The following is a 26,298-nucleotide window of genomic DNA, read 5'->3' as shown; positions in this document are numbered from 1 at the left end:
CGGGAGAGCTGCGATGACGGGTACCAGTGCATTGCTCGAGGCGATCCAGCGTGCCGAGCGGGCCGGCGAAGAGTCGGTCCTGGCCACGGTGGTCAAGGTCGAGGGCTCGGCCTATCGGCGGCCGGGCGCGCGGATGCTCATTCCGCTCTATGGCGGCACGGTCGGCACCGTCAGCGGCGGTTGCCTGGAGGCCGAGCTGGCGAAGAAGGCTTGGTGGTTCACCGAGGCCGGTGTGCCCAGGGTGCGGCGCTATAGCACCGGCACCGACGAGTCGGACGACGAGCAGGAGCGTTCGCTGACCTTCGGTCTGGGCTGCAACGGCACCGTGCATGTGCTGCTGGAGCGCTTGGCGCCGGCGTCTTCGTCGCCAGTGGTGGAGTTGCTGCAGCAGGTACGCCGGAGCCAACTGCCCGGCGCTCTGGCCACGGTGATCTCCACCTACCGCAATGCCCGTGTCCAGGTCGGCGACCGGCTGGTGCTGGAGCCGTCCTGGCGCTTCGCCGGGCGGTTGTGGCATGCGGAGCTGGAGGAAGCGATCCGTCGCGACCTGGCCGAGGTGCTGTCCCGGCAGCGCTCCGAGTTGCGTGTCTACAGCGACGCGCGGGGCGACATCGAGGTGTTCCTCGAATACGTGGCGCCGCAGGTTCGCCTGGTGGTCTTCGGCTGCGGTCACGACGCCCAGCCGCTGGTGCGCATGGCGAAGATGCTCGATTGGCACGTCACTGTGATGGACGGCCGCACGCATTTCGCCCGCCCGGAACGCTTTCCCGAAGCCGATGCGGTGATCTGCGCCACACCCGGCGAGGCGCCGCTGTCGCTCGACGGCGCCGTCGTGCTGGTGATGACCCACAGCTACAGCCAGGATCTCCGCTGGCTGCATCAGGCGTTGCAGTCCTCGCCCGTCTACATTGGCCAATTGGGCCCGCGCGACCGCACCCAGCGTCTGCTGGCGGAAATCGATCCGCAGGGCACGAGCTTGCCGGGACTCGATAATCTGCATTACCCCATGGGCCTCGACCTCGGCGGCGACACGCCGGAAAGCGTCGCGCTGGCGGCGCTGGGGGAAATCACCGCCGTGCTCAACCGGCGCGAAGGCGGCATGCTGAAACACCGGCGCGCGGCGATTCACCCGATCGAGGCGGCCATGGTGCGGACGCTGGACGCACCCCAGGCGGAGAAGCTGGCCGACCAGGGTTGAGCCGCGGATACAGGGCCGCCATGCGGTCAGGGTTTTACCTCCCGTCGACGTTTCCTTTCCGGTGCCGAGCGGCCTGTAACAACAGGCCGCCTCGTTCATCCATTGAACGGGGGACGCATCCGAGGAGGTGTCAGATGAAACCGATACTGAGTGTGCTGATGGCGTTGGCCATGACGGGCACGACAATGGTGTGGGCCGAAGACGGTGGCGAGCGGCTGGGCGAATGGCGGATGAAGCAGCAGATGCTGACCGGTCAGCGGATGGCCATCGACCACTCCGAGCGTTTCGCACAGTTGCTGGAAGAACAGCCTACCGCGGCAGGGCCGATGACGGAGATGTCCATGCCTCCGGCCGCGCCGCGCTACCGCTCGCCGATCCTGGAAGACCGGGCACGCTACGGCAGCACGAAGTGACGAACCGGGGAGGGGACGCCAACCATGCCGGCGTTCCCCATCCGAGGCACACGGACGTGCCGCCTATCCCGATTGCGTTCAGACCGCCAGGAGGCGATCCCGCAGTTTCTGAATTTCGTCGCGTACCTGTGCCGCAGCTTCGAATTCGAGGTCGCGGGCCAACTGGTACATCTTTTCTTCCAATTGGCGAATGCGCTTGTTGATCTCGCTGGGCGAGCGCAGTTCGTTCTCGTAGCGGGCGCTTTCTTCCGCCGCCTTGGCCATCCCACGCCGCTTGTTGCTTCGCGAGCCGGGGACGGTGGCGCCTTCGAGGATGTCCTGCACATCCTTCTTGACGCCCTTCGGCACGATGCCGTGGGCTTCATTGAAAGCGATCTGCTTGGCCCGCCGCCGCTCGGTCTCGTCGATGGCGCGTTGCATCGAGCCGGTGACGTTGTCGGCATAGAGGATGGCCTTGCCGTGCAGGTTGCGCGCCGCCCGGCCGATGGTCTGGATCAGTGAGCGTTCGGAGCGCAGGAAGCCTTCCTTGTCCGCGTCCAGCACCGCCACGAGGGAGACTTCCGGCATATCCAGACCTTCGCGCAGCAGGTTGATGCCGACCAGCACATCGAAGGCGCCGGTGCGCAGGTCGCGGATGATTTCCACCCGTTCGACGGTGTCGATGTCCGAGTGCAGGTAGCGTACCCGTACATCGTGGTCGGCCAGGTAGTCGGTCAGGTCCTCGGCCATGCGTTTGGTCAGGGTGGTGACCAGCACCCGCTGGTCCACCGCGACGCGCTTGCGGATCTCGGACAGCAGGTCGTCCACCTGGGTGGTGGCCTTGCGGACTTCGATCTCCGGGTCGACCAGGCCGGTCGGGCGGACCACCTGCTCGATCACCCGGCCGGCATGCTCGGCTTCGTAGGGGCCGGGCGTCGCCGAGACGAAGATGGTCTGCGGGCTGATCGCCTCCCATTCGTCGAAGCGCAGCGGACGGTTGTCCAGTGCCGAGGGCAGGCGGAAGCCGTATTCCACCAGGGTTTCCTTGCGCGAGCGGTCGCCTTTGAACATGGCGCCGACCTGCGGCACCGTGACGTGGGATTCATCGATCACCAGCAGCGCATTAGCCGGCAGGTAGTCGTAGAGGGTCGGCGGCGGCTCGCCCGGCGCGCGACCGGAGAGATAGCGCGAGTAGTTCTCGATGCCGTTGCAGTAGCCCAGCTCGAGGATCATCTCCAGGTCGAAGCGGGTACGTTGTTCCAGGCGCTGCGCCTCCACCAGCTTGTTCTGGTTGCGCAGGTGCTCGAGGCGGTCGCGCAGCTCCGCCTTGATCTGGTCGACGGCCTCCAGCAGGGTCTCGCGGGGTGTGGCGTAGTGGGTCTTCGGGTAGAAGGTGAAGCGCGGCAGCTTGCGGATCACTTCGCCGGTCAGCGGATCGAAGGCGGCCAGGCTTTCCACTTCGTCGTCGAACAGCTCGACGCGGATCGCCTCCAGGTCGGATTCCGCCGGGAAGATGTCGATCACGTCGCCGCGCACGCGGAAGGTGGCGCGGGCGAAATCCATGTCGTTGCGGGTGTACTGCAGCTCGGCCAGCCGGCGGAGCAGGGCGCGCTGGTCCATTTTGTCGCCCCGGTCGATGTGCAGCACCATCTTCAGGTAGGCATCGGGGCTGCCCAGGCCGTAGATCGAGGAGACGGTGGCGACGATGATCGCGTCCGGCCGCTCCAGCAGCGCCTTGGTCGCCGACAGGCGCATCTGCTCGATGTGGTCGTTGATCGAGGCGTCCTTCTCGATGTAGGTGTCCGAGGAGGGAACGTAGGCTTCCGGCTGGTAGTAGTCGTAATAGGAAACGAAGTACTCCACCGCGTTGTTCGGGAAGAAGGACTTGAACTCGCCGTAGAGCTGCGCCGCCAGGGTCTTGTTCGGCGCCAGCACCAGGGTCGGCCGCTGCACCTGGGCGATGACGTTGGCGATGCTGAAGGTCTTGCCGGAGCCGGTCACGCCCAGCAGCGTCTGGTGCGAGAGCCCGGCTTCCAGCCCCTCGACCATCTGGCGGATGGCTTCCGGCTGGTCGCCGGCCGGCTTGTAGCGGGTGACGAGTTGGAGCTCGGACATGACGGACCTCGAAGATTTGACCATGCGGGCAGGTTTGCAATGGTTGGCGACCGCTGATCGCGCATTGCTCCGCTGAGGCTGAAAAGCCAGGAAAACTCCCGACAGCATATCGCAGCCAGGACGCATGGCCGCTATAATACGGCCCCGTTTGCGCAACGCTCCAGCGCTCATCCGCGGGAGTGTTGCATGGCCTCCCACCTCTCTCTTCGAGCTTCCCCGACATGAGTTTGTTCTCCGCCGTAGAAATGGCTCCTCGCGACCCCATTCTGGGCCTCAATGAAGCATTCAATGCCGATACCCGTGCCACCAAGGTCAACCTGGGCGTGGGCGTGTACTACAACGAAGAGGGCAGGATTCCGCTGTTGCGCGCGGTAGCGGAGGCTGAGAAAGCCCGTATCGCTGCCCACGCGCCGCGCGGCTACCTGCCGATCGAAGGCATCGCGGCTTATGACCAGGCCGTGCAGACCCTGCTGTTCGGTGCCGGCTCGGCGCTGCAGAGCGAAGGTCGCGTGGTCACGGCCCAGGCCCTGGGCGGTACTGGTGCCCTCAAGGTCGGTGCGGATTTTCTCAAGCGCCTGCTGCCGGAATCGGTCGTCGCCATCAGCGACCCGAGCTGGGAAAACCACCGTGCGCTGTTCGAGTCCGCCGGCTTCCCGGTGCAGAACTACCGCTACTACGACGGCGCCACCCACGGCGTGAACCGTGCCGGCATGCTGGACGACCTGAAGGCGCTACCCGCGCGTTCCGTCGTGGTGCTGCATGCCTGCTGCCACAACCCGACCGGCGTTGACCTCGGCCTTGACGACTGGAAAGCCGTGCTCGAAGTACTGCGCGAGCGGGAGCACGTACCGTTCCTCGACATCGCCTACCAGGGCTTCGGCGACGGCATCGAGGAAGACGCCGCGGCGGTGCGCCTGTTCGCCGAATCCGGCCTGCCGTTCTTCGTGTCCAGCTCGTTCTCCAAATCCTTCTCGCTGTACGGCGAGCGGGTCGGCGCGCTGTCCATCGTCACCGGCTCCAAGGATGAAGCCACGCGCGTGCTGTCGCAGCTCAAGCGCGTCATTCGCACCAACTACTCCAACCCGCCGACCCACGGCGCCACCGTGGTCGCCAGCGTGCTGAACAGCGCGGAACTGCGTGCCTTGTGGGAAGAAGAGTTGGGTGAGATGCGCGAACGCATCCGTGGCATGCGCATGGCCATGGTCGAGCAACTGGCCGCCCTGGGCGCCAAGCGCGACTTCAGCTTCGTCGCCCGCCAGCGCGGCATGTTCTCCTACTCCGGCCTGAGCGCCGAGCAGGTGGAGCGCCTGAAAAGCGAGTTCGGCATCTACGCCGTCAGCACCGGCCGCATCTGCGTCGCCGCCCTGAACCGCAGTAACCTGGAAAGCGTCACCCGGGCGATCGCCCAGGTTCTCTGAAAAATGCAGGGGAAGTCTCGCTGTCACGCTTGACTTCCCCTTTTTAATCAGTAGGATACGCCCCGTTGTTCCGCGATAGCTCAGTCGGTAGAGCAAATGACTGTTAATCATTGGGTCCCTGGTTCGAGTCCAGGTCGCGGAGCCAAATTCAAAAGCCCTGGGTGAAAACCTGGGGCTTTTTCTTTTGGCCTTGAAGCGTCCGGGGCTTGGTCCCGGATTATTCGGGCTGCGGCAGGTGAGCCTGAGCGGCATCCGCAGCTTCATATTGGGATGGTCGTCTGCATCGACTCGCGAGCCGCGAACGTTTCTTGAAACTTCGCGAGTCCAGGGTGGGTTTCCCGCCAGGCAATCTCGGCGAAACGAAAGTCCAGGTATCCCAGCGCACAAGCCACGGTAATGTGCGCAATGTTCAACGGGCCTTGCAGTTGTCCGGCATGCGCTTCCAGTGCCGTCAGTGCACGACACACCTTGCCGAGTTGACCTTCGGCCCAGTCATCCCACTGGTGCTCGGACGGGCGCACGGCCCGCTCGTAGCGCACGAGGAGCGCTGCTTCCATGAGGCCGTCAGCCAGGGCCGCCAGGCGGAGGGCGGGCCAGCGTACGGCAGGTTCGGAAGGGAATAGTCGAGGGCGGTCGTGCAGGCTGTCGAGGTACTCGCAGATCACTCGGCTATCGAACAGCGCTTCGCCGTCATCGGTCAGCAGCACCGGAATCTTGCCAAGTGGATTGAGGCGGTTGATCTGTTCGTTGAGGGTAACCGGCAGCACGGCGGTGCCGATCAGCTCAATGCCGGGCAGCAGTCCTGTTTCACTGGCCAGGACACGGACTTTCCGAGCAAAGGGCGATGCCGCCGCATAGATGAGTTGCATGATTTCGACTCGCTGTGGGAGTTATCTGGTTGTTCCGCAGAGGCGGAAGCGCTTACGCTTCGCCGCAATTCAGTCGGGTGAGGGCACCATGGTCATAGAGAAGAAGATCAATACGGCCTCCGTGCGCATGAAGTCGCTGGACCCGCTCGATCATTCCCTTGAGCTGTTGCACTTCGGTTTTCGTGGGTTGACGGTCGAGGCGGACAGGTTTCTCGAGACCCAGGGCCTGTCTCGTGTCCATCACCGCATCCTGTATGTCATCGCCCGCGCCGACGAGATCAACATCGGCGACTTGGCGTCCACGCTGGGCGTGAGCAAGCAGGCGGCACACCGGCCGCTGACCCATCTGTTCGAGCGTGACCTGGTTTGCTACACCCGCGAGCCGGGGCGCCACCGCTTCAAACTGCTGGCACTCACCGAGCGCGGGCAGGCGTTGGAGCAGGCAGTCTCCGAGCTGGAGCGGCAGGCCTTGCGTGACGCGTTTGCCCGCACCGATGTGCAGGGGAAGGAGGCCTGGATGAAGGTGATGATGGCCTTGGCCGAGCGCCTGAACTGAAGGCATCATGTAATGCGCTCGCGCACCACGATGCACTTGGCCAGTGGCTGGACCAATGCTTCGGTTGCCTCTTCGCACGTCACTACGGTCGGGCTCACCAGCAACGGGTTGCAACGCCCGCTGCCCACCAGATCGAATACTTTGGGAATGTGGGGGCGTACGTTGCAGACACCCACCGACAGGGTAACGTCGCGCAGGTACATGCCGAACAAGGGAATCTTCGGGTCATCGAAGATGATGCCTATGCATGAGCAGTGTCCCCCAGGCGCCAGTGCCAGCAGTCCCCGGTACAGCGCCTGCGGGTCGCGCGTGGCGGAGACGACCACGTCGTAGCGCTCGTCGAGCGTCTGTCCTAGTTCGACATTGGCGCCACTGCGCAGGGCCAGGTCGCGGCGGTAGTCGCTGTCGTCCAGGTAGTCGACGCTGGCCGCCCCCGCCGCAACCGCCATTTGCACCGCCAACACCCCGAGGCTCTCCGTGCCACCGACCACCAGCACGCGTGCGTCGCGGCGCGTGGCGATGGGGCGGCTGGTGGCTACCCAGGCGTCGGTCAGGTTGTCGCTGGCGCTGGCTACCGCGAGCGGGTTGAGTCCAGGCGGCAAGGGCACCAGCATGGCGTCGGCGAACGGTACATGGACCACTTCCGAGAACAACCCGCCCCAGTGGCCGCCAGCGGGCACACCGTAGGCGGCATGGCGCGGCACCGACGTACAGGCGGTGGCCCGTCCCGCATGGCATTGAGGGCACTCGCCGCAGGCAATCTTCCATGGCACCGACACCAGGTCGCCACGTCGCACGGTCCCTACCTCGTCACCCACTTCCAGCACTTCGGCGACACATTCATGGCCCAGCGCGAAGGGTGGTTTGAAGGGCGTGACGCCGGCGATCAACCGGCGGTCGAGATCGCAGGATGCGGAGGCGATGGGCCGCACCAGTGCACTATGCGCGCTGGCTAGGGGAGGCGAGGGTACTTCTTCCCAGGCCAACTCACCGGGGCCATGGACGATCAGCGCTTTCATCGCTAGCTCCTGATGACGAACGTGGTGGTGGCCTTGGCGTAGAGTTTGCCGGCCGCATCGGTCACTTGGGCGTCGCAGATCGCCAGGCTTCGTGTACGCTCCACGACCCACCCCTTGACCTGGTAGGTCTCGCCGGCATGAAGGGGCCGTACATATTTGACGTTGAGGTCCACGGTGGAATGGGCGGTAGTGGTTTCCAGCGTCGAGAACAGTGCCAGTGCGGCGGCGCCGTCCAGGCAGGTCGCGGCGAAACCGCCATGCACGGCACCCGCCGGGTTGAGGTGGCGTCCGTCGGGACGGGCCTCCAGTGTGATCCGCCCCGGCTGCACGTCCACGGCGGTCAGGCCCATGGTCTCGCCGATGGAGGGCGCGGGAAGCTCGCCACGAATCAACGCACGCAGGGCGTGCAGGCCTGAAGTCTGATCAGTCACGGCTATTTCCTCTCCTGAGGCTGCGCCCTGCAGGGCCGGGGGATTGACGGCCAGTTGTGCCGAGGTGTTGGGACCTCGCAACGTAGCGACGCACGGGCGAAGAATGCCGCTAAGGTATACGTGGCTCGCTTGTAAGGTCAATATTGTTGATATGACAAAAGAAAGGCCATCAGCGCCGCTTTAAGGGTGTCATCGAAAGGAGGCCTTATCCGCTGGGCGTCGGGCTGGCCCACTGGGCGATGAAGTCACCGATTCTTTCCGCGATGCGGCTCTCGACCGTGCGTAGACGCAGAATGGGAATGCCGCTTTTCGCTAGGACGCCATTCTTTAAGGCGTCGCGTACTGCCTGGTCGGGCCGGTTGTGGGAGCCGCCATCGACCTCGATTACACCCACCGGGATCTTGCCTACTTTGAAATAGACTACGAAATCGCAACTGGCGCGCGCCATGAAGGCTCGCTCGCGGTCGGTCCAATCCAGGTTGCTTGGCGATGCGATCTGATCCAGCTTGATCTGCGAGTGGTACATCAATGACTGGTACGCCGGCGCGGACAGCGCCTCGCGCAGCAGTTGCGCCACGATCTGCTCGGATTTGTAGCGTGAATCGCCAGGTCGCAGGCGAGCGTCCAAGCGGGCCAGGGACGAGTCAAACTCCCGATACAGCAAGTCGAAGGCCGATACCACGGGGGCGCGCACGATCTGCTCGTCCTGCGCGTAATAGGTGATGTAGCGTATCAGGGCCGCGATGTGGCCGTTGTTGCCGGTGAACACCTCGTCGCCCGTCACAAGGGTGAAGCGGTGCTTGGCCCGCGACACCGCCACGTTGATCATGCGTGGGTCGTCGACGAAATCCAGGCGTTTACGCTCTTGGTTGTAGCGCTTCTTGTCCAGCACGGTGGAGAAAACGATCTCGTCGCACTCTCGGCCCTGGAACTTATGTACGGTGTCCCTGACGAAATCCGGAGGCAGGTGCTTGCCGGAGAGGTTTACCTGTGCCCGGAACGGCGCGATGAAGCCGCGACCCTCTCCGTCCAGCCCAACCGGCTCCCCTTCGTTCTCGAGTAGCTTGAGCAGAGAGTCCAGCTCGCGCAGGTTGACGTTCTGGCGGGTGTGATTACCCTTGGCCGTCACCACCAGGCGCAGTGGCGCTTCGCCCTTGTCCTCGGTCATCGGTACCAGCGCGTTGTTATAGAACTGCTGGTTACAGAACTGAATGATCCTGGGGTGGCAGCGGTAATGCTCTTTCAGCAGGGTTCGGGGAAGCGCCTCCTTGAACACGCCAATGCACGAATCGAGCAGGCTGTAGCGCTCGCAATCGTAGGCCTCGGCGGGCGCCTGCAGGCCTAGTATCACGGGGATGTGCGCCAACTGACGGTTGTCGCCGACGACGATCAGATTCCTCGCGCAGCCCAGCGCTAGAATGCCCGGCACGATGTTCTGCAGCGAGGCTTCGTCGATGATCACGTAGTCGAGGATTGCCCCCGGCGCGATTGAATTGACGATGGAGTGTGTGCCGCTGCCCAGGATCGGAAAGCGCTGCACGAAGGCATCGAACTGTTGACGGTACGTGTTGGCATCGAAGCTGTCCGATCGCGGCGCCTGGCGTTGTAATTGCTGCTTCAGATGACGCATCGATGCCGTTTTCAACTCGTCTAGCAACGCTGTGAAGTTTCCGCGTACCAGCGATTCGCGGCACGCTTGCAGCTCCGCTTCCGTGTCTTGCAACGCCTTGTCGTAATAGTGCATCTGCAGGGCATGAAAGACGGACAGGCGCGCATCGCCCTGAGCGAATGGCTTGGTACGAAAAATCCTGAAGTTGAACAGCAGCTCGACGCGATCCTTGAGGCGGATGCGCTGCTCACCGAGATGGGCCAGATATGCCATCAGGTCTGCGGTCTTGCGCGGCGACAGTCTGTACTTATCCAGCGAGTTGGCGGCCCGTATGCCGCTGTCTGCCTGCCACTGCTGTAGGTGGCGTCGCTCGATAGTTAGCTCATCGAGCTCGACCTGCAGTTGCGCCGCCCGATTGTGGTCGTGCAAGTGCTGCTTCAAACGGGACAGCAAGACTTGAATCTCATCCAGCGTCGGTGCGGGCTCGGGCTCGCTCGATGGCCAAGGCGGCAGGTCAGCGAAGAAACTCTTTCGGTTGTCCTGGTTGCCGAGTTTGGCAATCAGATGGCCCAGGCCGCACTTCTCCAGTTTCTCGTAGACGTTCTCCACTGCCGCATTGTTGTTGGACAGCACAGCAACCGTCTGTCTACGCAGCAGGATATTGGCGAGGATGTTGAGGATAGTCTGGGTCTTGCCGGTCCCCGGTGGGCCCTCGATCACGCTGACCTGCGCGCGGAAGGCTTGCTCGACCGCTGCGAGCTGGCTCTCGTTCAGTCCGAACGGATAGATCAGCCCCTGGCCCGGCCTCAGCGTGCCGTTGCGCCCAGAACAATAGGCGTGCAAGGCGGTGTCGGCACTCGCGGGCAGTTTTCCCAGTTGGCGCACGACATTGGCGGCGATTTCACGGTCAGCCTCCGACTCGGCGTGGTCCTGACGGGCATTCGCCACGGCTGAGAAATAATGAAAGACTGGCGAGTCTTTTATCGCCGTTGGCGTGGCAAGGCTGATGCCGTCCATTTTGTAGACATAGGGTTTGTCGGCGTCCGGATAGTGCACGACGGCATATCGCTCGCCGTAGATCGTAGCTTTGACAATGGGCTTGACTATCGTGCTGCCGGGCTTGGTCAGCAACATCTCTCCCAGCTCGCGGGTGGGGGAAACCCGGCAGTCACTGAGCGGACGCGTGTAAGTTTTCTTGGAGGGGTAGTAACAGGTCAGTTGCAGGGCTTCGTACTTGTCGCTCCAGTAAATCGACCAGTCGCTAATCTTCGCAGTCTTGTCCTCACCACCCATCTGAATCGAAACCATAATCCCTTATTCATATGCGTACGGCGTCCGGCTGCGCCTCACGGCGAACATCGAATGCCATCAATTCTCCAGTGGACATCATATTGACATCGTTGTGTGCAGAGCCGATAGCCGGCTAATGACGTTGATTATCGGCCAATTCTTCAGCGTTTGCGTGAAGACGGAATGCTGTTCGACTTTGGCCCGTGAGTGATTCAGATCGTCAAATGCCTACGGTCTCTAGCCCGACGTTATAGGCCTGGAACAGAAAGTCGCCAAGCTCAAAAACTCAAATGAAAGCACTCAGGTGATTGAGGCCCAGCTCAACGAAGCCGAAAAGGAGACAGATTTGTTTCCTCTATACGTCCGCTTCTGGCCCGTTAGTCGCCACTAGCACCGCTGTGCGATGTTCACTCTTAGTCGGCCTTGAAGATGAGATGGCGAAGGGGCTGCGTACCTTGGCAACGGAGCCCTGCCTTCGAACCGGAGGGGGACTTGACAGCCCTGGGATACTGAAAGCAGCACCGCGGCCAGCGTGGTGCATTCCGTCACGACGCAAAGGAGGGTGCCCATGCGCAATGAAGAACTCAAAGCCTTGTTCGACCAGCAGGCCGCCGGTTATGACAAGCAATGGGCGGGAATGGCGCCCATTCGCGACGCCCTGTATTTCCTGCTCGACTCCCTCTTCGTAGGCTTACCGGAAAATGCCCGGATACTTTGTGTCGGCGTGGGAACCGGTGCGGAGCTGGCTCACTTGGCGGAGCGTTTCCCCGGCTGGCAATTCACGGCCGTCGATCCCTCGGGCGCCATGCTCGAGATCTGCCGTCAGCGGGCCACACAGGGCGGCTTCCTCCCGCGTTGCCGTTTTCACGAAGGCTATCTCGACACGCTGCCCGCCGAAGCCAACCACGACGGTGCTACCTGTTTTCTGGTGTCGCAATTTTTGCTCGAACCGCAAGCGCGCATTGCCTTCTTCCATGAGATCGCCCGTCGGCTGTCACCGGGCGGAGTGCTGGCAAATGCCGATCTCGCCTCTGATACCGAATCTCCTGCCTATGAGGCGCTGCTACGCAACTGGATGGCGCTGATGTCCTCAGCCGGGGTGCAACCGGAGATGCTGGAACGGGTGCGGGCCGCCTATGCCCGCGATGTGGCAATCCTGCCGGCGCCGCAGGTCGCCGGCATTATCGAGGCGGCGGGGTTCGAGGCGCCGGTGCAGTTCTTTCAGGCCGGACTGATGCATGGGTGGTTCGGTGCGCGAAAGGCAGACATCGAGGTGCGTTAGCTATGGGAGCGTGCAACTGAAAGCCACCCGGTTCTGCGCATTGGTGAGGAGCGCCTGGCGCCACTATCAAGCTGGATGGAGAAAGGCCGCGGACCAGGAATTCCCGACTAGTGGTCGCGGGGGCGAGGGCTCGGGCGGAGCCCTCGTCACGCCGGGATCTACAGCATCCGCTGGGCAATCACGCCCGCCAGGACGACCAATACCAGGCCACCCAGCAGCAGGCCCAGGCGCGAGCCGGATTTCTTCGCGCTGGCTGCCGATGCGGGCGGTTTGGGTGCCGCGCCGCTCGCTGAGGCCGTGCGTAGGGGGTTGGGTGTGGCCGGGCGGGGCGGTGTCGGCTGGGCGGCGACGGCAGCGGGCAGGTCGGCGGCGCGCATGAACACCGTGGCGTCCTCATCGACGGTTTCCGGCACGGCCACCTTGGGGCCGATGACCAGCAGACGGGTGTTGCCCAGTTGCACCAAGTCGCCCGGTTGCAGCACGGCGGCGATGACTTTCTGGCGGTTCACCTGGATGCCATTGGCCGAGGCCAGGTCCTTCACTTCCAGGTTGTCGCCCTTGAGGTAGAACTCGGCGTGCCGGCGCGACAGCTCCGGGTCGCTGAAGCACAACTCGCACTTGACCGAGCGGCCGAAGGTCATCGAGCCGGTGATGTGGTACTTGTGGCCCTGGTTTTCGCCTTCCACCACCTGCAGCAGCCAGCGCGGCGCGTTGGCCACCTTGGGGCCGGTCCGGGCCGGGTCGTCGATGGTCAGCTCCAGCGTGCCCAGGCGCACGCGGTCGCCGGAGCGGATCTGGTAGTGCTCGCCGATCTTCTCGCCGTTGACGTAGGTGCCGCCGGGCGTGCCCAGGTCGGTCAGGTAGTAGAAGCGGTTTTCCTGGCGCAGCTCGGCGTGGAAGGCGCCGACGCCGGGGGCGTCGAGCACCAGGTTGTTGCGGCTGTCCGCACCGAGGGTGAAGTGTTCATCGGCAAGCCAGACGGGGCCCTGGCGGTTGTCAACGAAGTGAATCCTGAGCATGTCTGCCTCTACCTTGGGCTGGCGAGGCGGATGGCCTCGCATCGGGTGTTCACTGGAAGATTCGGTTCCACAGGCGCTTGATCGGATTGCTCTGCTCCTGCGCCGGCTGGCTGGCGGGGCGCGTGCTGCGTGTGGATGACGGAGCCGGCGCCCGTGTCGCCAATTGGTTCGCGCGGGCTTGCGCCTGGGCCTGGGCAACGCGCCGGGCGTGGTCATCGCGCAGCGCGAGCAGGGTCTGGTTGTCGGGTTCGACGTCGAGCCCTTGCTGGATATGCTCCAGCGCCTGGGCGTATTCGCGCTGTTGGTAGGCGGCTTCGCTGAGGTCGACATAGCGCTGGGCGATGCGATGGATGCCGTCGAGGGCGCCGGCATGGTCCGGCACCCAGCCGAGTACCTGGCGGTAGTAATAGAGCGCGCTGTCCTCCACCGGCTCGATCAACCGGCCCTCGGCGAGACGCGTCTCGGCCAGCTCCAGATAACCGGCGATGCGTGCCTCCAGAACCCGCTTCAGGCCATCGATGGCCTGGGTATTCTCGGCATCCAGGCGCAAGGCCTGGCGGAACCAATAGTCGGCGTTGTCCTGGGCCGGTGTCACCAGCCTGCCGCTGACCAGGCTCTGCTCGGCGCGGGCCAGGTAGTCATGGATGCGATGCTGCTGGTACCACTTGAAGCCGCCGATACCCAATGCCGCCGCCAGCAGCAGCGTGGCGACCGTGGCGGTCAGCCAGCGTCGCACGGGGCGACGGGCGCGCGGGCTGGCGACCGGTGGCTTGAGGGCCACGGCCGGCGCGATCCGGGTCATGTCCATGTCCGGCTCGGTGGCTTCTTCGATGGCCTCCAGCAGTTCCCGGCAGTTGGCGAAGCGCTCGTCCGGCTGTTTGGCCAGCATGCGCTCGAGCAGCGGCTGATACGCGGCCAGAGCCGGCGGCAACCGCGGCGGCGGCATCTGCATGTGGTTGAGCACGGTCTGCGGATAGCTGCCGGCACGGAACGGATTGGTCCCGGTGAGCATCTCGGCGAGGATGACGCCGAGGCTATAGATGTCGCTGCGCCCGTCGAGCGGTTCGCAGCGCGCTTGTTCCGGGCTGCTGTAGGCCGGGCTGCCGACCGCGACGCCGAAGTGTGTGAGTTCGTTGTCCAGTTCCACGGCCTTGGCCACGCCGAAATCGGTGAGCACCACGCTGCCGTCGTTGCGGAACAGGATGTTGGCGGGTTTCACATCGCGGTGGACCAAGCCGTTGTCGTGCACCACCGCCAGGCCACCGGCCAACTGGCGGACGATATCCAGCGCCCGCGAGGGGGAGAGCACGGTGCCGCGGTACTGCACCAGGTCGCCGCCGCCGACGTATTCCATCGCCAGGTAGTGGCGGCCGTCGCCGATCTGGCCGATGTCATAGATGGTGATGATGGCAGGGTGGTGCAGGGAGGCGATGATGTGCCCCTCCTGGATGAAGCGCTCGGTGAAGGCTTCGTCCTCGGTGTTCAGCAGTACCTTGATGGCCACTTCCCGGTCCAGCGATAACTGGGTCGCCAGGTAGACCTCCGCCATGCCGCCCTTGCCCAGGCGTTTGTGCAGGCGATAACCGGGTATTTGCAGCGTCCTCTCCATGCCTCGTTCCTACGACTTGAAAGGTTTCAACAGCTTGTGGAAGAGCCCGTTCCGGGGTGGTTCGGCCGACGGCGGCGGCAGGCTGTGTCCGAGCACGATGCAGGAAATGTTGTCGCGGCCGCCATGCGCGTTGGCCTGTCCGATCAATTGCTCGACCATGTCTTCCAGCGTCTCGGCGGCGGTGCACTGGGCATGGATCTGCGCTTCGCTGAGTTCGCCGGTCAGGCCGTCGCTGCACAGCAGCAATACCTCGCCGGCCTGCAGGGTGCCGCTCAGGACACCCACGTCGAGCGCCTGGTCGCGGCCCAGGCATTGCAGGATGACGTTGCGCCAGCGGTGCGTCTGGGCTTCGGCAGGGTCCAGCTCGCCGGCGTCGATCATCGTCTGCACCCAGCTGTGGTCGCGGCTGAGGGGAACGATGCTGTCGGCGGTGACGCGGTAGGCGCGGCTGTCGCCGACCCAGGCGAGTTCGAAGTCGATGCCCTCGAAACGAACGGCGACGATGGTGGTGCCCATGCCGTCCTGTGCCGCTTCGAGCACGGCTCGGTTGGCGCTGTGGACCGCGGCCTCCAGTCGTTCGCCACGCCCGACCGCCTGCTCCAGCGCCTGCAGCGCCAGGGCGCTGGCGACCTCGCCGCACTGGTGGCCACCCATGCCATCGGCCACCGCCCACAGGCCGAGCGCCGGGCAGCACAGCAGGGAATCTTCATTGTGCTCGCGCATCTGGCCGGGCGAGGTGAGCCCGGCGAAATCCAGCAACGAGGAAGAGGCGATACGAAGCATGCAGGACGGTTCCTTGCTCCGGGGGCAGGACAATCGGAAAGGTGCGCAACATGATGCGGTCGGTCCGTGCCACTGTCATCGCTCCATGCCTGATGAGATGGCAAACTGTTAACCAGTTGGCTTTTGGGGCGAAGAAGAATTGGGGGCAGCAGGAGAACCGTCATCACGGCCACTCGGGATGCGTGACGGTGCGGAGCATAAGTTCGCCCGGAGTGGATACTCGGGACTGCTTCGTCGATCGAATGATCGCGCGGCAGCCCGGTATCCGAGGAGGAGCCGGTGCGGAGTGTGCCGCGCCTTCGATCAATCACGCTCCCAATGAATGCTGAGATGCGTCTCGTCGTCGCTGTACTGGTAGCGGGAATGGCCTTTGTAGGCTGCGCCCAGGGCATGCCCGATGCGGTTCGCCAGGTGCAGCCCGGTCGTGGTGACTTCGACGGTATCCTTGTCTTCGTTGATCCCGATGATCCGCTCGAGGGCGTGCTCGGCCTTCTCCAACTGCTCGGTGTTTCTGATCAGGTTGATGATGTCCTGCCGGTGAGCGCCGAGGAAGGCGCCGGACAGGTTCAGGGTTCCGGCGGGTCTGTTCTCGGCCACACGCCGGCAGGCAGGGCAGATAACCATTTCCGTCTCGGCCGGGATCGTGGCGGACCAGGCCCAGTGCCCGGTGCGATAGAGCGCGCCGCAGTGCGGACAAAGAGCGGGGCCGGCGCTGTGTTCCGCGAGATAGGGATCATGAGTCTTCGATTTGAAGAGTTTGTCTTTATGGCTCTGCTGGTATTTGTCCATGATCGTCTCCGGCTGGTTGCAATGAGGCTTCTTGGATATGCGCCTGTTTGCCCGGAGCGGCATTGATTTGCATCAAACAGGAGAGGCCCTGCGAGAGGGGGCGTCAGTCATGGCGCAATATGTCGATGCGAAAGGTGCTTTCGTAAGGCGGAACATTGCACTCGACGATATCACCGGGCGCGACCTGCAGGCGGATGCCGATGATGTCCGCCCGGATCGGCTGGCGGCTGACGCAACGGTCCACCAGGACCGCCGTGCGCACTTCGCGAGCGCCGAGACGTGTCAGGTAGGCGCAGGTGCGTAGGAGCGAGTGCCCCTCGTAAAGCACGTCGTCCACGACCAGCAGCGAGGTGTCGGCCAGGTTCATCCCGGCGAGTTCGGGGTTCTCGGTCAGCGCGGTTTCGGGATGCAACAGGCTGAGGTCGTCCGCGTAGCGCTTCACCTTCAGCGAATAGAGGGGCACTTCCGGCGTTCCCGTGAGCCGGGCCAGGCGTTGCTGGAGCATACGGGCGAGGGGGGCGCCCCGGCGCAAGACGCCGACCAGGGCATAACGGTTGGCAGGCAGGAGCAGGGCGGCGTGACCTGCCATGGCGTCGAGGACGCCGTCGAGTTCGTCGCTGTCGTACAGGCAGATGCGTTGGTCGGCGGATGCCGAAGACATGGCCGGTTCCTCCAGGGATCGTCTTGCTCTAACGATAGCCGGTGGTCGGGCTTCAGGCCGCGCCGATGTGGCTACAGGGCTTCGGAGTTCACCAATCGGGAACTGGTAGCCGTCGGGAGGGGCTTTGCTCGGAGGGAGTGGCGATGCCATTGATCGGCTTCTAAGCCGGCTGAGAGTGGCATGCTTGATCTGCATCAGCACGGCGCTTCCTATGACTCTCAGACTGGAGTTGTCGCTCGATACTGAGGTATTTTCCATGCCTTTCGAACATGCCTATCTGGTGCCAACCGGCGCCTTGCCAATCGATCTCAACGGATCGCTCTGCAAGGTTGCTTCGAGGCGGGTGGCTCAGTAGAGATTCCCTCCTGTGCCCCCGCACAAACGGATGCCGGAGCCTGACAGAGCCCTGTGGAACGGCTGGCTGGACGAGGGCGAAGGCATGGCTCGACCGGCCCTGACGTGACGGCCTTATCCATGCCGCCAGGGTGCCGTGCCGAGGCGGTATCGAGTTTCCGGTGCCAAAGGCGGGCAGGCTGATCGGTGGATGCGAAGGCTCGGGGACCACTCTGGCGATAGCCGGTGACCGGCGTTCAGGCAACACCGAGATGGCACAGCGCGGCGGGGTTCAGCAGATGGATTTCGCGTCCATCGATGTTCAGCAAGCCCTGCTGGCGATAGCGGGTGAACAGGCGGCTGATGGTTTCCGTAGTCAGGCTCAGGTAGTTGCCGATCTCGCCGCGGCTCATCGGTAGGATGAAGTCGGTCGCCGACAGGCCGCGCCGGGCATAACGGGCCGACAGGTTGAGCAGGAACGCGGCCAGGCGCTGTTCGGCAGTTTCCCGGTTATGGGTGAAATGCTCCTGCTCATCGTGGATTTCCCGGCTGAGGGCTCGCAACAGGTGTTTGCGTAGGTGGGGAATGGTTCCCGCCAGCTCTTCCAGCTGAGTGAGGGACACGGCGCAGACCAGGGTGGTCTCCAGCGCGGCGGCACAGGTGGGGTAGGTGCCGGTGCCGAAACCGTCCAGGCCGATCAGTTCGCCGGGGAGGTAGAAACCCGTGATCTGCTCGGAGCCGTCGGCATTCAGCAGATAGCACTTCAGCGAACCGGAGCGCAGAGCATAGACATGCTGCATGCGGTCGCCGGCACGGAACAGGTGTTCGTGACGCTGCAAGGGGCGATTGCGCTTGATGATGTTGTCTAGCCGCACGATTTCGTCGTCGCCCAGGCTGAAGGGAAAGCACAGCTTTCTGATGGAGCAGCTCTGGCAGTGAACATGAGCTTCGAATGTGCGGCCGGCTCGCGGATGGTTTTCCATGCGGATAAGCGTCAAGAAATCCATTGGAATTAGCAGATTAGCCCCATTAGATGCAGTGGCTATTGGCCATTTGTCGGTTTTTTGGCTGCCTGGTGACGAACGGAGAATAGAGCCCTGTTTCGGTGCGTTTGGCTGGTATGCGGGCCTTTGGCGGGGTGCTTGATATGAATCAAAACGGGTCATTACTGGCGAGCCGACTCTGTCGAGTATCGAAATGGAGAACACGCCATGGCTCATACCCGGATTCTGTTCCGTAGCGAGGCTCGGGAGAAGGTGCTGCGCGGTGCCACTCAGTTGGCTGATGCGATACGCGTGACCCTCGGGCCGAAGTCCAAGTCAGTCCTGATCAAGAAAAACTGGGGAACGCCAATGGTCTGCAACGATGGTGTGACCATTGCCAAGGAAGTGGTGCTCGAAGATCCCGAGGAAAATCTCGGCGCGCAGATGTTGCGCCAGGCGGCGGAGCAGACGGGCGAAGCGGTGGGGGATGGCACCAGCACGGCAACCGTCCTGGCGCACGCCATCTTTGCCGACGGCGTGCGCAACGTGGTGGCCGGGGCAAGTGCCATCGACATCAAGCGTGGCCTCGATCGGGGCCTGCAAGTGGCCGTCGCATCGCTCAAGACGCAATCCCGGACGGTACGTAGCCGCAAGGAGAAAGCCCAGGTAGCCACCATTTCGGCACACAACGATGGTGTGATCGGTGAGTTGGTCGCCGATGCCATGGAAAAGGTCGGTGGAGAAGGCGTCATCACGGTGGAGGAGTCCAAGACCATCGAGACGGTGGTGGAAGTGGTCGAAGGCATGCGCTTCGACCGTGGCTACGTCTCGCCGTACTTCATCACCGATACGGAAAAGATGCAGGCGGTGCTGGAGGATGCCTACTTGCTCATCTGCGATGAAAAGATCGGCCTGCTGAAGGATCTCATCCCCCTGCTGGAGCAGGTCGCCAGGAGCGGACGGCCGCTGGTATTCATCGCCGAAGACATTGAGGGCGAAGCGCTGGCGACACTGATCGTCAACCAGATGCGCGGCATCCTCCGGGCCGTGGCGGTGAAGGCGCCGGGGTACGGTGATCGGCGCAAGGAGCTGCTCCAGGACATTTCCATCCTGACTGGAGCCCAGGTTATTTCCCGCGACGTCGGCATTCGCCTGGAACAGGTGGAGCTGTCGCAGCTCGGCCGGGCGCGGAGGGTGGTGGCGGACCGCGACAGCACCACGCTGATCGGCGGAGCCGGCGAGCGCGAGGCCATCGATGCGCGTATCCAGCAGATTCGCACGCAAATGGAAAAGACCAGCAGCAATTACGACCTTGAGAAACTGCAGGAGCGTCTCGCCAAATTGTCCGGCGGCGTTGCGGTGATCCGTGTCGGCGCCCCCACCGAAGCGGAGATGAAAACCCGCAAGGACGCTCTGGACGATGCCATCTCGGCGACAAAGGCTGCCATCGCCGAAGGCATTGTGCCGGGGGGTGGCCTGGCCCTGTTGCGTACCGTCAAGGCGGTGACCGAAGAGGAGGGCCGTTGCGAAGGCGACGAGAGAACGGGCCTGCAGATCCTTCGGCGCGCCCTGGAGGCCCCGGCCCGTATCATTGCGGAGAACTCTGCGGTGGACGCGGGTTTGGTGGTGGCGCGGATGCTCGCCGAAGCCGGCGATATCGGTTTTGACGCCTCGACCAACCGCTACGTGGATATGTACGGGGCCGGGATCGTCGACCCGACCAAGGTCGTCCGCGTCGCCCTGGAGAATGCGGTTTCGGTGGCGAGCGTCCTGTTGCTCACCGAAGCGACCCTCACCGAGCTGCCGGACAAGGAACCCCGGGAAACCGAGCCACCGTTGCCAGGCTGACGCGTCTGTTCAATGGCGCGCCTCTCGCCAGACGAGGCGGAATAAATCATTGGCGGTCGGTATAACCGAGCAGCCGAAGCGTGCGCATTCCCGCTGCAGGGTGTCGAGCAGCCAAACCCGGTCGGAGTCCTCCGCGGCCTGGATGCTCAGACGGCACTGATGCGTCGGATAGAGCAGGAGCGAGAGGAGGTTGCCCTTGGCATCCAGCGAGGGGAAATACAGCAGGCCCAGGTCGCTGCGATAGGAGGCATAACCGTCGATGCCTTCGTAGTCGTCCAGCAGGTCGCCGCAACCGTAGAGGATCAGTCGGCGGTGATAGACCTCGATGCCTTTGACGTGATGCGAGGAGTGCCCATGCACGAGGTCGACGCCGGCCTCGTCGATCAGCCCATGGGCGAACCGGACCTGTTCCGTCGGGATGGAAAAGTCCCAGTTGCCACCCCAGTGCAGCGATACCAGCACGCGGTCGCCAGGACGTTTCAGGGCGCGGATGCGAGTGGCGATCCGGTTCAGGCTGCGCGGCGACAGCTCGCTCAGCCAAGCCACGCCGGGTTGCCGGTCATCGGCCGACCATTCCGATGGCACGCCGCAATCGGGCGTCGCGAAAGCGAACACCAGCAAGCGCCGTCCACCGACGACGGGCAGCACGGCCGGCGCCGTCGCGCTGCGTCGGTCGACACCGGCCCCGGCGTGACCCAGGCCCAGGTGGTCGAGGGCCGCCAGGGTGTCGAGGAGGCCCGCTTCGCCCCAGTCGAGCACATGATTGTTGGCCAGGCTGCAGCAGTCGAGTTTCACCGCGCCGAGCACCGGCAGGTTGTTCGGCTCCATGCGGTAGTTGATGCCCTTGGGCTGGGGCCAGCCCCCGCGCGTCACCGCCGTTTCCAGATTGACCAGGCTGACGTCCGGCCTGTGTCTGGCCAGGACCTGGGGCACCACGCCCCAGACGTAGGCGAAATCCACCGGCCGGGGGATCGGGCCGTTGCGCCGCTCGGCCAGCGCCACGTAGTCCCCGGCGTGGGTGACATAGGCTTCGTGCAGGAGGGGATCGCCGGGGTTCGGGAGGATTTGGTCGATACCCCTCGCAGTCATAAGGTCACCGCCGAGAAAGAGGCGCAGGTGCGGGCGGACGTCGGGCATGGCCGGACCCTCTTCGTTGGCCTTGCGAACCATGGTGGCGCTTCGGACCATCGGCATCTTGATCGATATCAGCACTTCATTGTGCCACCCGACGGCAAACTGCCTGTGTCGCCGTAGCCACGACGGGAGGACTGCGAGATGACGCAGAAGCGACCTCACCTGGCCGATGCCGGGGTGCTGCTCACCGATCTGTACCAGTTGACCATGCTCCAGGGTTACTTCGAGCGTGACATGTTCGACACGGCGGTGTTCGAGTTCTTCGCCCGCAAGCTGCCGGGTTGCCGGAACTTCTACTTGGCTGCGGGGTTGGAGCAGGCGCTGGACTACCTCGAACAACTGCGCTTCTCGGACATCGAGCTGGAGTGGCTGGCGACGCAGAGGATGTTCAGGCCGGCGTTCATCGATTACCTGGCCGGCCTGCGTTTTACCGGCGATGTGCATGCGATGCCCGAGGGTACGCCGTTCTTTCCCGACGAGCCGATCCTGCGGGTTACCGCGCCGCTGCCGGAGGCGCAGCTGGTGGAGTCCCGCCTGATCAATCTGCTGCATTTCCAGACCCTGATCGCCAGCAAGGCCGCCCGCGTCGTGTTGCAGGCACCGGGCAAGCGCCTGGTGGATTTTGGCTTGCGCCGTGCCCATGGCGCCGAGGCCGGCGTGCTGGCCGCTCGTGCCAGTTATCTGGTCGGATTCTCCGCCACGGCCACGGTGCTGGCCGGCGCGCAGTTCGGCATTCCGCTCGCCGGGACCATGGCACACTCGTTCATCCAGGCACATGCCAACGAAGCCGAGGCATTCGAGCACTTCGCCCACAGCCTGCCGGCGTCGGTAGTCCTGTTGATCGACACCTACGACACTGAGGCTGGGGCCGCCAAGGTGGTGGGGCTGGCGCCGCGCCTGGCGTCCGCCGGCATCGCGGTGCAGGGCGTGCGCCTTGACAGCGGCGACCTCGGCGAGCACGCGCGCAAGGTCCGCGCGATCCTCGATGAGGGCGGCCTGGACAAGGTCACGGTATTCGCCAGCGGCAGCGTGGACGAGTACCTGATCGGCGATCTGCTGGCCCAGGGCGCGCCCATCGATGGCTTCGGCATCGGCACGCGGCTCGATACCTCCAGCGATGCGCCGGCGCTGGATTGTGCCTACAAACTGCAGGAGTACGCCGGGCTTCCCCGTCGCAAACGCTCGGAGGGCAAGGCCACCTGGCCGGGGCGCAAGCAGGTGTATCGCCGCTATGACAGCGCGGGCCTTTGCAGCGGCGACACCCTGACGCTAGAGGGCGATGCGACAAGGGGCGCTGCACTGATCCAGCCGGTGATGCGCCAGGGGCGGCGACTCCGGCCGTCGCCCTCTCTGGAGGAGGTGCGCCGCTACACGCAACGGCAACTGGCGAGCCTGCCCATGGCGCTGCGGGGATTGGAACCCGCCGTCTACCCCGTGCACGTATCCGACACCTTGCGCGCCCTGGCGGCGGAAGCGGATCGCCTTATTACCGGTGGCCGCGGTGCGGCACCGCCGTCCTGATTGGCGGCTGGGTTGACGACGAGCCCCGTCAGGCCGTCTGCCATATGTCGATGCCGGCCCCGCGCATGGCTTGCAAGGCTTTTGCCACCGAGCCCTCGATATCCAGGCCCCGGCAGGCTTCCTCCAACAGTACCGCCTGGAAGCGTTCCCGGCGGGCATCGAGGGCTGAATAGAGCACGCAGTAATCGGTTGCCAGCCCGGCGAGGAACAGACGCCTGATTCCTCGTTCCTTCAGATACCCGCTAAGCCCGGTCGGGGTGCTCCGGTCGTTCTCGTAGAAGGCCGAGTACGAATCGATGCCGCTGCGGTAGCCCTTGCGCAGGATCAGTTCGGCCCGTGACAGGCGCAGGCCCGGATGGAAGTCCGCGCCCCGGCTGCCTTGCACACAGTGGCTGGGCCATAGCGCCTGGGCACCATAGGCGAGGTGGATGGTGTCGAACGGACGACGGCCGGGGTGGTTGTCGGCGAAGTTCCAATGGTCTGCGGGGCGCCAATCCTGAGTCAGGACGATGTGTGCGAAACACTGGGCGAGGCGGTTGATCGGCGCTACCACGGCGTCCGCACTGGGGATAGCCAGGGCACCGCCGGCACAGAAGTCGTTCTGTACGTCGATCACCAGAAGCAGGTCGTGGGCGTCGGGACAGAGAACGGTTTTCATGGCGATGTCTTCCGGGACAGGCCGTACTCTTCGGCGAGCGACGCTGCGACCATGGCCGTGGTATCGAGGATTTCCAGCCGTTGGGCGCAGCGCTCGGACTCCAGCCGGAAAGGTGGGACGCTGTCGCATACGAGGAGGCGCTCGAACAGCGGGCTGTCCAGCAGCCCGGTGCCGCCGGTGAACAGGCCGTGGGTCGCGGCGGCGAAGATCCGCATGGCGCCGGCCGCCCGGCAGGCCTCGCCTGCTCGCAACAGGGTTCCTCCGGTGCTGATGAGATCATCGATAATGATCGCCACCGCATCGCGTACCTCGCCGACCAGCAGGGTGCCGGTAACGATGTCATTGCTGCGGAATTTTTCCATGTAGGCGCTGGCCACCGGTCGCCCCAGGTTCCGCTCCAGGGCCTGGCGGAACCGCTCGGCCCGTTTGGTGCCGCCCGCATCGGGGGATACCGCGACCACGCGGCCTTCGGCGGCAAGAGCCGCGAATCGATCGGCGAACAGCTCGGCGCTCTCCAAATGGCGGGTGGGGATGCGGAAGGCATTGTCGAAGGCTGCGGGGTTATGCACGTCCAGGGCGCTCAGGCGATCCACGCCGCTGGTTTCGAACAGCGCCGCAACGTAGCGGCTGATGATCGGGTCCTGGAGCTGTGTCCGCCGCTCCTTGCGGGCGTAACACAGGTAGGGTGCCACCACATGGACCCGGGCGGCCCCGGCGTCCTTCAGTGCGCCACAGAAGAACAGCAGGCGGCAGAGCTTGTCATTGACACTGTGCCGGGTGTCCCCGTAGAGCGCATGGAGGACGATGGCCGGCTTGCCGACGACCGGCTCCAGAGGGCGGCTCTTGTGTTCGCCGTCTTCGAACTCCCGCTCTTCCAGCGGCGCCAGGGGCAGGCCCAGGCGAGTCGCAACCCGGCGCCCGTAGTCCTCGCTGCCATGCAAAGCGAACAACAGGGGAGGCGATCGATTCATGGTCCACTCCTGGCTGCCGGGGGCGCCACGCAGGGTCGCCGGCCTTGGGCGGTGGTTTCCTTCAGAAAGAGTTCGGCCAGGCGCAGGAGTGCCCGTGCCCGCCGGGCCTTGTCGTGTGCGGCTGTCGGTTTCTCTTGCCGGCCGGCACTGCAGGCCAGGGTGAAGCTGCGGGTCGCTGCTCGCAACGACAGGAACAAGGGTAGCGGGCGGCAGTCTTCGAGCGCGTCGCTGTGGCACAAATAGCTCCGGAGCAGGCGATCTTCCAACGGGGCGAGGCCATGGTGGTCGAGATCCATGAGCACGAAGGCTAGATCGAAGAGCACGTCGATGCAGGAGAGGGGGTCGCTGAACTCGATACCATCGAATAGTGTCGGCCGGCCATCCAGCAGGCAGATGTTGGCCAGGCGCATATCGCCGTGGCATCGCCGCACACGGCCCTCCAGCCGTCGTCGGTCGAGCAGGGAGGCGAGTTCGTCGAGCCTGCCGAGCGAAGCATCGTGCAGCCGGTATAGCGCCCGAACGTCGAGCACCGCGGGGTAGCGGCAGAGTTCGCGGTGGTTGTCTTCGATGACCTGGCGGATGCCATCGGCTCCGCCGAAGCCCGGAGTGATTTCGGCCAGTGCATGGAAGCGCGCAATCTCTTCGCCCAGTTTGTCCATCAGGTCGACAGTGAGGCGACCGTCGGACGCCATGCGCTCGAACAGCGCGCCCTGAGGAAAGCGACGCATCACCACGACCCAATCCAGCGCAGCTGATCCGCCACCGTCGAATATCAGGCTACCATCGGCGGTGCGGTCGATCGAGCGCACTGCCAGGTAGAGATCGGGTGCCGTCCGACGATTCAATACCAGTTCCGCACGACAGGCCCGTTCACGGCTTTCGCGGGTCAGGAAGTCCAGTGCGGCATAGGCGACGGCTCGTTTGAGCTTGTAGGCGTATCGGCCATGCAGGAAAACCACCGAGCCATGGGGCTCGATGCGCTCGACCGTACCGGCCGGATCGCCGTAGCTATCCGGGCGGGAGAGAAAAGCGATGACTTCATCCTGGCTGTCCATTCGGTTCTCACCAGGGATACGGAGTGACCCAACGCCCCGCCGCCGATCAGTGGCGGGGCCCAGAGGGCATGTTCAACTCGCCTTGATCGGAATCACCTTCTCCGGCTTGATGGCTTCCGGTTTCTTCGGCAGGTTGATGGTCAGTACGCCCTTGCTGAAGTGGGCGTCGATCTTGTCCGGATCGACGCCCTTGGGCAGGTTGAAGATGCGCTCGAAGGAACCATAGTGGCGCTCGGAAAGGTAGTAATCCTTCTTCTTCTCCTCGGCCTCTTCTCGCTTCTCACCGCGAATGATCATGTTGCCGTTGGACAGCTTGATCTCGATGTTCTTCTCATCCATGCCCGGCAGTTCGGCCGTGATTTCGAACGCTTTCTCCTTCTCGGCGATGTCCACGGCCGGGAGGCCATGGGCGAAGACATCGCGACGCCAGAACGGCTCGATTTCGAACGCACTGCTGCGTGAGAACGGAAAGCGCAGGGGCATGCGGTTGAAATCTTCGAACAGGTGGTCGATTTGCCGGCGCAGGTTGTCCAGCGGATGCCAAGGCTCAGACAGGGCGGGGGCCTTGCTGGTCTTTTCCTCGGTGGTCACTGGAACCTTTTTTGCGGTATTGGCCATCTTGAATCCCTCCATTCGGGTAGTCCGACAGCGGACGGAAAGATATTGCGATCGAGGTAACCGACCGACGTTGATTTCGATCAATCGCCAGCCGTGGTGCGGCCTCGATTCGTTGATCCGGATCAAACTCGATGCGG

23 protein-coding genes and 1 tRNA gene are annotated in these 26,298 nt (G+C 64.0%); 8 read left to right on the top strand and 16 right to left on the bottom strand.

Annotated elements, in window-relative coordinates; translation table 11 throughout:
- Window positions 1-13 precede the first annotated feature (13 nt).
- Together PIN01S_RS18305 and PIN01S_RS18300 are read left to right on the top strand one after the other, a co-directional pair.
- Complete coding sequence (locus tag PIN01S_RS18305) at window positions 14-1,198, top strand: XdhC family protein (RefSeq protein WP_084337602.1); 1,185 nt, start codon at window positions 14-16, stop codon at window positions 1,196-1,198.
- 134 nt (window positions 1,199-1,332) lie between these two features.
- Window positions 1,333-1,611 carry a hypothetical protein gene (locus PIN01S_RS18300; RefSeq protein ID WP_084337601.1) on the top strand — a complete coding sequence of 93 codons (279 nt, stop codon included), beginning with the start codon at window positions 1,333-1,335 and terminating at the stop codon, window positions 1,609-1,611.
- A 78-nt stretch (window positions 1,612-1,689) separates the two neighbouring features.
- On the opposite strand, the gene uvrB is transcribed toward PIN01S_RS18300, so the two are convergent.
- Complete coding sequence (gene uvrB, locus PIN01S_RS18295) at window positions 1,690-3,705, bottom strand: excinuclease ABC subunit UvrB (protein ID WP_084337600.1); 2,016 nt, start codon at window positions 3,703-3,705, stop codon at window positions 1,690-1,692.
- Window positions 3,706-3,926: 221 nt separating this feature from the next.
- On the opposite strand from uvrB, the gene PIN01S_RS18290 reads away from it, so the two are divergent.
- Together PIN01S_RS18290 and PIN01S_RS18285 are read left to right on the top strand one after the other, a co-directional pair.
- Window positions 3,927-5,123, top strand: a complete 1,197-nt coding sequence (locus PIN01S_RS18290) for an amino acid aminotransferase (protein ID WP_084337598.1) — start codon at window positions 3,927-3,929, stop codon at window positions 5,121-5,123.
- 69 nt (window positions 5,124-5,192) lie between these two features.
- Window positions 5,193-5,268 (top strand) — tRNA-Asn (locus PIN01S_RS18285).
- A gap of 115 nt (window positions 5,269-5,383) precedes the next feature.
- Here the strand turns inward: PIN01S_RS18285 and PIN01S_RS18280 are convergent.
- Entirely contained in the window at window positions 5,384-5,992 is a 609-nt protein-coding gene (locus PIN01S_RS18280; RefSeq protein WP_084337596.1) for a glutathione S-transferase N-terminal domain-containing protein, read from the bottom strand.
- Between the two features lie 88 nt (window positions 5,993-6,080).
- Here PIN01S_RS18280 and PIN01S_RS18275 point away from each other — a divergent pair, with 88 nt between their 5' ends.
- On the top strand, window positions 6,081-6,548 hold the full coding sequence (locus tag PIN01S_RS18275; RefSeq protein ID WP_084337594.1) for a MarR family winged helix-turn-helix transcriptional regulator: 468 nt from the start codon (window positions 6,081-6,083) through the stop codon (window positions 6,546-6,548).
- 5 nt (window positions 6,549-6,553) lie between these two features.
- Here the strand turns inward: PIN01S_RS18275 and PIN01S_RS18270 are convergent, their stop codons facing one another.
- The 3 genes from PIN01S_RS18270 to PIN01S_RS18260 all read right to left on the bottom strand — a co-directional run bounded on the left by PIN01S_RS18270 (window position 6,554) and on the right by PIN01S_RS18260 (window position 10,915).
- Window positions 6,554-7,567: a zinc-dependent alcohol dehydrogenase gene (locus PIN01S_RS18270; protein WP_084337592.1), complete on the bottom strand. Its 1,014-nt coding sequence runs from the start codon at window positions 7,565-7,567 to the stop codon at window positions 6,554-6,556.
- 2 nt (window positions 7,568-7,569) lie between these two features.
- A complete protein-coding gene (locus tag PIN01S_RS18265) occupies window positions 7,570-7,998 on the bottom strand; it encodes a PaaI family thioesterase (protein ID WP_244505977.1) in 429 nt (142 codons plus the stop codon).
- Window positions 7,999-8,203: 205 nt separating this feature from the next.
- Complete coding sequence (locus PIN01S_RS18260; RefSeq protein WP_084337590.1) at window positions 8,204-10,915, bottom strand: AAA domain-containing protein; 2,712 nt, start codon at window positions 10,913-10,915, stop codon at window positions 8,204-8,206.
- A 550-nt stretch (window positions 10,916-11,465) separates the two neighbouring features.
- Here PIN01S_RS18260 and PIN01S_RS18255 point away from each other — a divergent pair.
- Window positions 11,466-12,179, top strand: coding sequence for a class I SAM-dependent methyltransferase (locus tag PIN01S_RS18255; RefSeq protein ID WP_084337588.1), 714 nt, complete (start codon window positions 11,466-11,468; stop codon window positions 12,177-12,179).
- A gap of 158 nt (window positions 12,180-12,337) precedes the next feature.
- Here the strand turns inward: PIN01S_RS18255 and PIN01S_RS18250 are convergent, their stop codons facing one another.
- From PIN01S_RS18250 to fnr, 6 genes are all read right to left on the bottom strand, one after another.
- Window positions 12,338-13,198, bottom strand: a complete 861-nt coding sequence (locus tag PIN01S_RS18250; RefSeq protein ID WP_084337586.1) for an FHA domain-containing protein — start codon at window positions 13,196-13,198, stop codon at window positions 12,338-12,340.
- Window positions 13,199-13,247: 49 nt separating this feature from the next.
- Window positions 13,248-14,807, bottom strand: a complete 1,560-nt coding sequence (locus tag PIN01S_RS18245; protein WP_084337584.1) for a serine/threonine-protein kinase — start codon at window positions 14,805-14,807, stop codon at window positions 13,248-13,250.
- A 9-nt stretch (window positions 14,808-14,816) separates the two neighbouring features.
- On the bottom strand, window positions 14,817-15,590 hold the full coding sequence (locus tag PIN01S_RS18240; RefSeq protein ID WP_084337582.1) for a PP2C family protein-serine/threonine phosphatase: 774 nt from the start codon (window positions 15,588-15,590) through the stop codon (window positions 14,817-14,819).
- A 303-nt stretch (window positions 15,591-15,893) separates the two neighbouring features.
- Window positions 15,894-16,379 carry a BCAM0308 family protein gene (locus PIN01S_RS18235; RefSeq protein ID WP_084337580.1) on the bottom strand — a complete coding sequence of 162 codons (486 nt, stop codon included), beginning with the start codon at window positions 16,377-16,379 and terminating at the stop codon, window positions 15,894-15,896.
- Window positions 16,380-16,482: 103 nt separating this feature from the next.
- The gene (locus PIN01S_RS18230) at window positions 16,483-17,040 is read right to left on the bottom strand and encodes a phosphoribosyltransferase family protein (RefSeq protein ID WP_084337579.1); all 558 of its coding nucleotides are present in this window, start codon (window positions 17,038-17,040) and stop codon (window positions 16,483-16,485) included.
- A gap of 590 nt (window positions 17,041-17,630) precedes the next feature.
- Window positions 17,631-18,356, bottom strand: a complete 726-nt coding sequence (gene fnr, locus PIN01S_RS18225) for a fumarate/nitrate reduction transcriptional regulator Fnr (RefSeq protein ID WP_084337577.1) — start codon at window positions 18,354-18,356, stop codon at window positions 17,631-17,633.
- Window positions 18,357-18,584: 228 nt separating this feature from the next.
- On the opposite strand from fnr, the gene groL reads away from it, so the two are divergent.
- Window positions 18,585-20,204 (top strand): chaperonin GroEL, encoded by a 1,620-nt coding sequence (gene groL / locus PIN01S_RS18220; RefSeq protein ID WP_084337575.1) that lies wholly within the window; start codon window positions 18,585-18,587, stop codon window positions 20,202-20,204.
- A 9-nt stretch (window positions 20,205-20,213) separates the two neighbouring features.
- On the opposite strand, the gene PIN01S_RS18215 is transcribed toward groL, so the two are convergent.
- A complete protein-coding gene (locus PIN01S_RS18215; protein WP_084337631.1) occupies window positions 20,214-21,341 on the bottom strand; it encodes a CapA family protein in 1,128 nt (375 codons plus the stop codon).
- 138 nt (window positions 21,342-21,479) lie between these two features.
- Between PIN01S_RS18215 and PIN01S_RS18210 the strand changes: the two genes are divergently transcribed.
- The gene (locus PIN01S_RS18210; RefSeq protein WP_084337573.1) at window positions 21,480-22,859 is read left to right on the top strand and encodes a nicotinate phosphoribosyltransferase; all 1,380 of its coding nucleotides are present in this window, start codon (window positions 21,480-21,482) and stop codon (window positions 22,857-22,859) included.
- A 28-nt stretch (window positions 22,860-22,887) separates the two neighbouring features.
- Here the strand turns inward: PIN01S_RS18210 and pncA are convergent, their stop codons facing one another.
- The 4 genes from pncA to PIN01S_RS18190 form a co-directional block, all read right to left on the bottom strand.
- Window positions 22,888-23,517, bottom strand: coding sequence for a bifunctional nicotinamidase/pyrazinamidase (pncA, locus tag PIN01S_RS18205; RefSeq protein ID WP_084337571.1), 630 nt, complete (start codon window positions 23,515-23,517; stop codon window positions 22,888-22,890).
- A complete protein-coding gene (locus PIN01S_RS18200; RefSeq protein WP_084337569.1) occupies window positions 23,514-24,488 on the bottom strand; it encodes a ribose-phosphate diphosphokinase in 975 nt (324 codons plus the stop codon). The genes pncA and PIN01S_RS18200 overlap by 4 nt, the downstream gene beginning before the upstream one ends.
- Entirely contained in the window at window positions 24,485-25,543 is a 1,059-nt protein-coding gene (locus PIN01S_RS18195; protein WP_084337567.1) for a phosphotransferase, read from the bottom strand. Before PIN01S_RS18195 ends, PIN01S_RS18200 begins: the two co-directional genes overlap by 4 nt.
- Before the next feature lie 72 nt (window positions 25,544-25,615).
- Complete coding sequence (locus PIN01S_RS18190) at window positions 25,616-26,161, bottom strand: Hsp20/alpha crystallin family protein (protein ID WP_084337565.1); 546 nt, start codon at window positions 26,159-26,161, stop codon at window positions 25,616-25,618.
- Window positions 26,162-26,298: the final 137 nt, after the last annotated feature.

This window comes from Pseudomonas indica NBRC 103045 (assembly GCF_002091635.1).
Classification (GTDB): Bacteria; Pseudomonadota; Gammaproteobacteria; order Pseudomonadales; family Pseudomonadaceae; genus Pseudomonas_M; species Pseudomonas_M indica.
Note: the sequence above shows the minus strand (reverse complement) of the source record. Positions and strands in the feature narration are given on the sequence as shown.

What these genes read in the sequence shown, in the direction of transcription:
- PIN01S_RS18190 (WP_084337565.1), bottom strand. Translation starts at nt 26,161, where the DNA reads ATGGCCAATACCGCAAAAAAGGTTCCAGTGACCACCGAGGAAAAGACC.
- PIN01S_RS18245 (WP_084337584.1), bottom strand. Translation starts at nt 14,807, where the DNA reads ATGGAGAGGACGCTGCAAATACCCGGTTATCGCCTGCACAAACGCCTG.
- PIN01S_RS18260 (WP_084337590.1), bottom strand. Translation starts at nt 10,915, where the DNA reads ATGGTTTCGATTCAGATGGGTGGTGAGGACAAGACTGCGAAGATTAGC.
- PIN01S_RS18230 (WP_084337579.1), bottom strand. Translation starts at nt 17,040, where the DNA reads ATGTCTTCGGCATCCGCCGACCAACGCATCTGCCTGTACGACAGCGAC.
- PIN01S_RS18300 (WP_084337601.1), top strand. Translation starts at nt 1,333, where the DNA reads ATGAAACCGATACTGAGTGTGCTGATGGCGTTGGCCATGACGGGCACG.
- PIN01S_RS18195 (WP_084337567.1), bottom strand. Translation starts at nt 25,543, where the DNA reads ATGGACAGCCAGGATGAAGTCATCGCTTTTCTCTCCCGCCCGGATAGC.
- pncA (WP_084337571.1), bottom strand. Translation starts at nt 23,517, where the DNA reads ATGAAAACCGTTCTCTGTCCCGACGCCCACGACCTGCTTCTGGTGATC.
- PIN01S_RS18280 (WP_084337596.1), bottom strand. Translation starts at nt 5,992, where the DNA reads ATGCAACTCATCTATGCGGCGGCATCGCCCTTTGCTCGGAAAGTCCGT.
- PIN01S_RS18215 (WP_084337631.1), bottom strand. Translation starts at nt 21,341, where the DNA reads ATGCCCGACGTCCGCCCGCACCTGCGCCTCTTTCTCGGCGGTGACCTT.
- PIN01S_RS18255 (WP_084337588.1), top strand. Translation starts at nt 11,466, where the DNA reads ATGCGCAATGAAGAACTCAAAGCCTTGTTCGACCAGCAGGCCGCCGGT.
- PIN01S_RS18235 (WP_084337580.1), bottom strand. Translation starts at nt 16,379, where the DNA reads ATGGACAAATACCAGCAGAGCCATAAAGACAAACTCTTCAAATCGAAG.
- PIN01S_RS18240 (WP_084337582.1), bottom strand. Translation starts at nt 15,590, where the DNA reads ATGCTTCGTATCGCCTCTTCCTCGTTGCTGGATTTCGCCGGGCTCACC.
- groL (WP_084337575.1), top strand. Translation starts at nt 18,585, where the DNA reads ATGGCTCATACCCGGATTCTGTTCCGTAGCGAGGCTCGGGAGAAGGTG.
- PIN01S_RS18210 (WP_084337573.1), top strand. Translation starts at nt 21,480, where the DNA reads ATGACGCAGAAGCGACCTCACCTGGCCGATGCCGGGGTGCTGCTCACC.
- PIN01S_RS18305 (WP_084337602.1), top strand. Translation starts at nt 14, where the DNA reads ATGACGGGTACCAGTGCATTGCTCGAGGCGATCCAGCGTGCCGAGCGG.
- PIN01S_RS18275 (WP_084337594.1), top strand. Translation starts at nt 6,081, where the DNA reads ATGGTCATAGAGAAGAAGATCAATACGGCCTCCGTGCGCATGAAGTCG.
- uvrB (WP_084337600.1), bottom strand. Translation starts at nt 3,705, where the DNA reads ATGTCCGAGCTCCAACTCGTCACCCGCTACAAGCCGGCCGGCGACCAG.
- PIN01S_RS18200 (WP_084337569.1), bottom strand. Translation starts at nt 24,488, where the DNA reads ATGAATCGATCGCCTCCCCTGTTGTTCGCTTTGCATGGCAGCGAGGAC.
- PIN01S_RS18250 (WP_084337586.1), bottom strand. Translation starts at nt 13,198, where the DNA reads ATGCTCAGGATTCACTTCGTTGACAACCGCCAGGGCCCCGTCTGGCTT.
- PIN01S_RS18290 (WP_084337598.1), top strand. Translation starts at nt 3,927, where the DNA reads ATGAGTTTGTTCTCCGCCGTAGAAATGGCTCCTCGCGACCCCATTCTG.
- fnr (WP_084337577.1), bottom strand. Translation starts at nt 18,356, where the DNA reads ATGGAAAACCATCCGCGAGCCGGCCGCACATTCGAAGCTCATGTTCAC.
- PIN01S_RS18270 (WP_084337592.1), bottom strand. Translation starts at nt 7,567, where the DNA reads ATGAAAGCGCTGATCGTCCATGGCCCCGGTGAGTTGGCCTGGGAAGAA.